The organism is Komagataeibacter kakiaceti JCM 25156 (assembly GCF_000613305.1).
The window spans coordinates 1-5622 of record NZ_BAIO01000131.1 but is presented as its reverse complement, the minus strand read 5'-3'; the positions used below and the strand labels follow the sequence as shown (position 1 = coordinate 5622).

General features: G+C 63.8%; 4 protein-coding genes, 1 tRNA gene and 2 pseudogenes. 4 read left to right on the top strand and 3 right to left on the bottom strand.

Annotation, left to right across the window (positions count from 1 at the left end; all coding sequences use genetic code 11):
- Together JCM25156_RS08765 and hemE are read right to left on the bottom strand one after the other, a co-directional pair.
- Nucleotides 1-526: HAD family hydrolase (locus JCM25156_RS08765; RefSeq protein WP_025812798.1), on the bottom strand; the 526-nt coding region annotated here is incomplete at its 3' end.
- A 3-nt stretch (nt 527-529) separates the two neighbouring features.
- Entirely contained in the window at nt 530-1591 is a 1062-nt protein-coding gene (gene hemE / locus JCM25156_RS08760; protein ID WP_025812797.1) for a uroporphyrinogen decarboxylase, read from the bottom strand.
- A 406-nt stretch (nt 1592-1997) separates the two neighbouring features.
- On the opposite strand from hemE, the gene JCM25156_RS08755 reads away from it, so the two are divergent.
- The 4 genes and pseudogenes from JCM25156_RS08755 to rfbD all read left to right on the top strand — a co-directional run bounded on the left by JCM25156_RS08755 (nt 1998) and on the right by rfbD (nt 4576).
- Nucleotides 1998-2642: a Maf family protein gene (locus JCM25156_RS08755; protein ID WP_242402564.1), complete on the top strand. Its 645-nt coding sequence runs from the start codon at nt 1998-2000 to the stop codon at nt 2640-2642.
- A gap of 99 nt (nt 2643-2741) precedes the next feature.
- A tRNA-Ala gene (locus JCM25156_RS08750) sits at nt 2742-2817 on the top strand.
- Nucleotides 2818-3105: 288 nt separating this feature from the next.
- Nucleotides 3106-3665, top strand: a pseudogene (gene rfbC / locus JCM25156_RS22895) (dTDP-4-dehydrorhamnose 3,5-epimerase).
- Nucleotides 3662-4576 (top strand): dTDP-4-dehydrorhamnose reductase, encoded by a 915-nt coding sequence (gene rfbD, locus JCM25156_RS08740; RefSeq protein WP_051577506.1) that lies wholly within the window; start codon nt 3662-3664, stop codon nt 4574-4576. Before rfbC ends, rfbD begins: the two are co-directional and overlap by 4 nt.
- Here rfbD and JCM25156_RS22890 read toward each other — a convergent pair.
- Nucleotides 4568-5622: pseudogene (locus tag JCM25156_RS22890) on the bottom strand (MATE family efflux transporter); the annotation flags it as partial. The gene rfbD and the pseudogene JCM25156_RS22890 sit on opposite strands and share 9 nt — an antisense overlap.

Genomic DNA, 5622 nt, shown 5'->3' with positions numbered 1-5622 from the left:
GCACGATGCAGGCATCGGGCGGCACGCCCTGCGCCCGCGCCGCGGCCAGATAGACCGCCGGGTCAGGCTTGGGGCAGCCCATGTCCCGCGCGGAATGGATGCAGGAAGGAACGATCAGCGCATCCAGACCGGTGCGGGTGAACTTCGCCTCCATTTCCAATGAGGAGGAATTGGACCCGATACGGTAGGGCAGGCCCAGTTCCGCCACGCCACGCAGCATGGCGGGCGCGCCGTCAATGGTTTCGGCTTCATTACGCATGAGCGTGACCAGATTGCGCTGCATCCGCGCGGGCCAGTCCGCAGGCAGGCTGATCCCCTCCGCCTGTTCGATCTCATGTTTCAGCGCCGTCAGCGCGTGCCCGGCGAAGCGGCGGACCGCTTCGTCATCACTGATCTCGCGGCCATATTCGCGCATCGAGCGGGCGATCATCCGGCATGACGGTCCCTCGCTGTCGATCAGGACACCATCACAGTCAAAGATAACGAGCTGGAGCGTCCCGTCGGGACGCAGGGCGGCAGGTAACATGGCTCACACCGTCCGGATGGTCTTGATGAGATCACCCACATGCTCGGGCGGCGTGGTGGGAATGACGCCATGGCCCAGATTGAACACATGCGGCCGCCCCTTCATGGCGTCACGGATGGCGCGGGCTTCCTGGCGCATCCCCTCCCCCCCGGCCAGAACGCGGATGGGATCGAGATTGCCCTGAAGCACCAGCGTCGCGGGCAGTTTTTCCGCCAGCGCCTTCATATCCGCCCCGGTATCGAGCGCCAGCGCGTTCACGCCCGTCCTGTTGCCGTATTCGATCGCCATGATCCCGCCCAGACGCGGGAAACCGATGACCGGCACGCCCGGATGGCGGCTCTTGATGATTTCGGTAATCCGGCGCGCCGGTTCGATCACATGCTGGCGAAACTGAGAGGGCGGCAGCAGGCCCGACCAGCTATCGAACAGCATCACCGCTTCCGCCCCGGCCGCGATCTGGGCGCACAGCATTTCCGCCGTGGATGTGGTCAGCAGGTCGATCAGGCGGTTGAAGAATTCAGGGTCCGTGTAGGCAAGCCTGCGGGTTTCCTCGAACTCACGCGAACCGTGGCCCTCGACCATGTAGCACGCCACGGTAAACGGCGCGCCCGCGAAGCCGATCAGCGTGACCTGTCCGGGCCGGGCCGGGCCGATCGGCTCAGGGCCATCCACAATAGCGCGCAGCCGTTGCAGCGTTTCCATGACCGGTTGGGTGGCCTGCGCCACACGGGCGGGGTCAAGCCGCGCCAGATCCGCCATCGAGCGCACCGGTTCCAGCACCGGCCCCCGGCCCGCCACGAATTCCAGCGACTGGCCCATAGCCCATGGCAGGATCAGAATATCGGAAAACAGGATCGCGCCATCCATGCCGAAACGCCGGATGGGCTGAAGCGTGATGTCCACCGCCATGTCCGGTGTCATGCAGCGGGTCAGGAAATCCGCTTTTTCACGCAGGGCCCGGAATTCCGGCAGGAACCGCCCCGCCTGCCGCATCAGCCATACCGGAGGGGGCCATGTCGCCTCTCCCAACAGGGTGGCGAGCAGGGGTTTGCGTGTTTCAGTCATCGATCCGTCGTTCAGTTTCGTTGTGGCCGGACTATCTCGTACTTTCCGCCCGACGGATAGCGGGCAGGCACGACACGCGCGCGCCCTTCAAAACAATAAAAGAAAAGAGAAAGAAAATTTTTGATGTGCTTTAAGTGCTGTGGATGACGGGGTACCCGCACTTCCGAAAATGTACCCCACTTTTCCCACAGGGTGTACAGTTTCCGACTCCAAGGATTCCCGTGCCTGTGGAGGGTTATCCAGATTGTACCGACATAAGCCTGTGTACAACCCACCGTGAATGGAGGTGTATCCGCTGTCCCCGGTACTCGGTACGGCCGCGAATTGTTTGGAGTACTGTCCCCATGTACCCCAGTACTCCTGCGGGCCGAATTTCATGTTTCACTTCCGCAGTACGGAGAAGGCGATGCCGGACGACTCGAATTTAGTACTAAAGGACGCACCGTTACAGGCGGAGTCGCCGCCGATAGTACTTGCAAGCCGCTCCGTGGCGCGCCGCAGCCTGCTGGAATCGGCGGGGGTGCGGGTGACATGCCGGGCCACGGATGTGGATGAACACGCCATCCGCCACCATGCCCGGACCCATGGGCTGGACGCGGACCAGACCGCGCTCGAACTTGCCCGGGCCAAGGCGCGTGCGGTCGGGGGGAACGGGGGCGCGGTCGTGATCGGGGCGGACCAGATGCTGTCCTGCCAGGGACAGTGGTTCGACAAGCCCGCAACCGTGGCGCAGGCGCGCGCTCATCTGCGCGCGCTGCGGGGACAGGCCCACATGCTGCATACGGCGGTGGTGCTTGTGCATGAGGGATGCGAGATATGGCGGCATGTCGCGCGCCCGGTGCTGCACATGCGCGCGTTCAGCGATTCCTTTCTGGACAGCTATCTGGCGGCGGAGAGGGATGAAATCCTGTCCTGCGTGGGCTGCTACCGGCTGGAGGGGCCGGGTATCCAGCTTTTTTCACGTATCGAGGGCGATTACGCCGCGATTCTGGGCCTGCCGCTCCTTGCGCTGCTGGGCGCGCTGCGGGCGCGGCATATCATCTTGCAATAAATCGGTTTGCCGGGGGTTGCATTGATCCGGAGTTATGGTTATACCCCGCGAACCGAACCACGGTGGGCCATCCGAGAATGGTCAGCCGGTTGGAACAGTGGGGCCATAGCTCAGTTGGGAGAGCGCCTGAATGGCATTCAGGAGGTCAGGGGTTCGACTCCCCTTGGCTCCACCAGATTCCTCATCTGGTACCCCCACAAAATGCACGGAAGTTTTTGGTGAAGCTTTTTTTAAAAGGCTTCAGGGAACGCCGCTTTTTTGAAAAAAGACGGCACCTGAAAACTTTTGTCCTGTTTTATCAAGCTGTTGTTTCAATCCGCCTCTTAATCAGTTGGTAACGTTCATCGCGTTAAACTGTTTTCAGGATGATGAAACGAACAGGACGCACCACCATGGGGATGAAAGCCGCAGGAACCGCGCGGCCCGTCCTTTTGCCCCACGGCCATGGAAAAGGACAGTGACCGTGAAAGTGGAGGTTCTGTCACTCGAAGGGGTGCTGCTGCTGATACCCCCCCGGTTTGACGACAGTCGCGGTTTTTCAGTGAAACATATAACGCCACCACATGGGCCGGGATCGGGATCACCGCGCCCTTTGTGCAGGACAATCACAGCCTTTCCCGCCATAGCGGCGTTGTGCGTGGCCTGCACTGTCAGGTTGCGCCCTGCCCGCAGGGCAAGCTGGTGCGGTGCAGCCGGGGGGCGATATGGGATGTGGCGGTTGACGTGCGCACCGGCTCCCCCACTTTTGGCCAATGGGCCGCGGCGACGCTGAGCGCCGAAAATGGCAGCCAGTTATGGATACCTCCTGGCTTTCTGCACGGTTTCTGCACCTTACGTGAAAATACGGAGGTGCAGTACAAATGCACCGGCCCATGGGACCGCGCCTGTGAACGGGTCGTGCGCTGGAATGATGAAACGCTGGGTATCGAATGGCCGATCAGCGACACTCAGGCCATCCTTTCCCCGCGCGATGAACAGGCCCCGGCCTTTTCCAGCGTGATCGACTGGTTCCAGTGGCCATGACGTCGCGCCCCCCTTTCCCCGCGAAATTCCGCATTCTGGTCACCGGCGGCTCCGGCCAGCTTGCCACCGCCCTGCGCTGGCGCGGCGGGGCGGCGGTCAGGGTAGTGGGGCGGCCGGAATTCGATTTCGACCGGCCCGATACCCTTGTGCGGATCATGCACGACATCCGGCCCGATCTGGTCATCAACGCCGCCGCATGGACCGCCGTGGACGCGGCGGAAGACCAGCCCGACCTGGCCCGGCAGGCCAATGTGGAAGGCCCGGCCCTGCTGGCATGGCTATGCGCGGGGCAGGCCGTGCCGGTGCTGCATGTCTCGACGGATTATGTATTCAGCGGCCTGAAGGGCCAGCCCTATACCGAGGCGGATCCGGTCAGTCCGCGCAGCGTCTATGGCCGCACCAAGGCGGAGGGGGAAAAGGCGGTGCTGGGCGCCTGCGCGCAGGCCATGATACTGCGCACGGCATGGGTATATGGCCCGACGGGGCGGAATTTCATCCGCACCATGCTCACCGCCGCCCGCCGCCATTCGCGCCTCCGGGTCGTGGCCGATCAGTCCGGCAACCCGACCAGCGCGGGGGATCTGGCCGATGCGCTGCTGGGCATCGCCGCACGGATACTGCATGCGGGCTGGCAGCCGCATTATCGTGGTGTGTTCCATGCCGCGGGCAGCGGAAGCTGCACATGGCATGAACTGGCCTGCGTGGCGCTGAAACATGCGGGCCTTACGCCCCCCGTCATGCCGATCACCACCGCCGACTGGCCCACGCACGCCACGCGGCCCATGGATGCCCGGCTGGACTGTTCGCGCCTGCGGCAGGTCTTCGCGCTTGAACTGCCCCACTGGCGCGACAGTATAGGCCCGGTGGTGGCGGCCATGCTGCGCCATGACAGGCAGGCCGTATCAGGTTGAGTGGTCGAGTTCGTCCAGTTCGATCATCCCGGCCTCGCCACTTTGTGGTGGGGGAATGACCGGCATGGCCTGCTCGGTCGCCCTGTCGCCGGGGTGGAGCCGCCGGACCACGCTGAAGGCGGTCATGACCGCGCAGGATCCAAACAGCACGCTGCCCAGAACCTGCCCCACCTGCACGCCCGCCGGCCCGAAACGCATGCCCATCCACACAAACGGAATGGTGCCCAGCGTCGCCCGCCCCCAGTTGAACAGGGTGGAATAAAGGGGAAAGCCAAGATTGTTGAACGCCGAATTGGCCACGAACAGCATGCCGATAAAGACGTAACCCGCGATCGTCCAGTTACAGAACAGGTGGATCAGCATCGCCGCCGTGCCCTGGGCCGAGAAAACCCGCACCACAATATCCTGCGTCAGGAACAGGATCCCCCACGTTACCGCGACACAGGCGGCAACCAGCCATAGCGAGGCCACCAGTGTCTGCCGCACCCGGTCCAGCTTTCCTGCCCCCAGATTCTGCGACATGATCGGCCCCACCGATCCCGTCAGGGCAAAGACGAAGGCGAAGGCCACCGGCACGATCCGGTCGATGGTGGCCTGTCCCGCAACCGCCGCCAGCCCGAAACCGGCCATGGCATGGGTGACGAACACCCCGCCACGGGCGTTGCCAGATTGGTCAGGATGGCGGGCATGGCCACCTGCCCCACCAGCCGCGTGTCAGACAGCACATGGGTCCGCACGGGCCAGCCGAACAGGCCGTGCCGCAGCACGCAGCGAAAACCGATCAGCGCCACGATCAGGCGTGAAAGGATGGTGCTGATCGCGGCTCCCTTCAGCCCCAGCCCCATGACCAGAATCAGGAGCGGTCGATCATGGCCGAGATCACCGCCCCCATCAGCGTGACGTTCATGGAGATCCGCGCCGCCCCGATGGCGCGCAGCAGGCCCGAACACCCCATGCCGACCGCGATCAGCGGCAGGCCGGGCGAGACGATTTCCAGAAAGGTGGTCGCCTGCCGCGCGGCCTCCCCCTTCGCCCCCAGCAGGCCA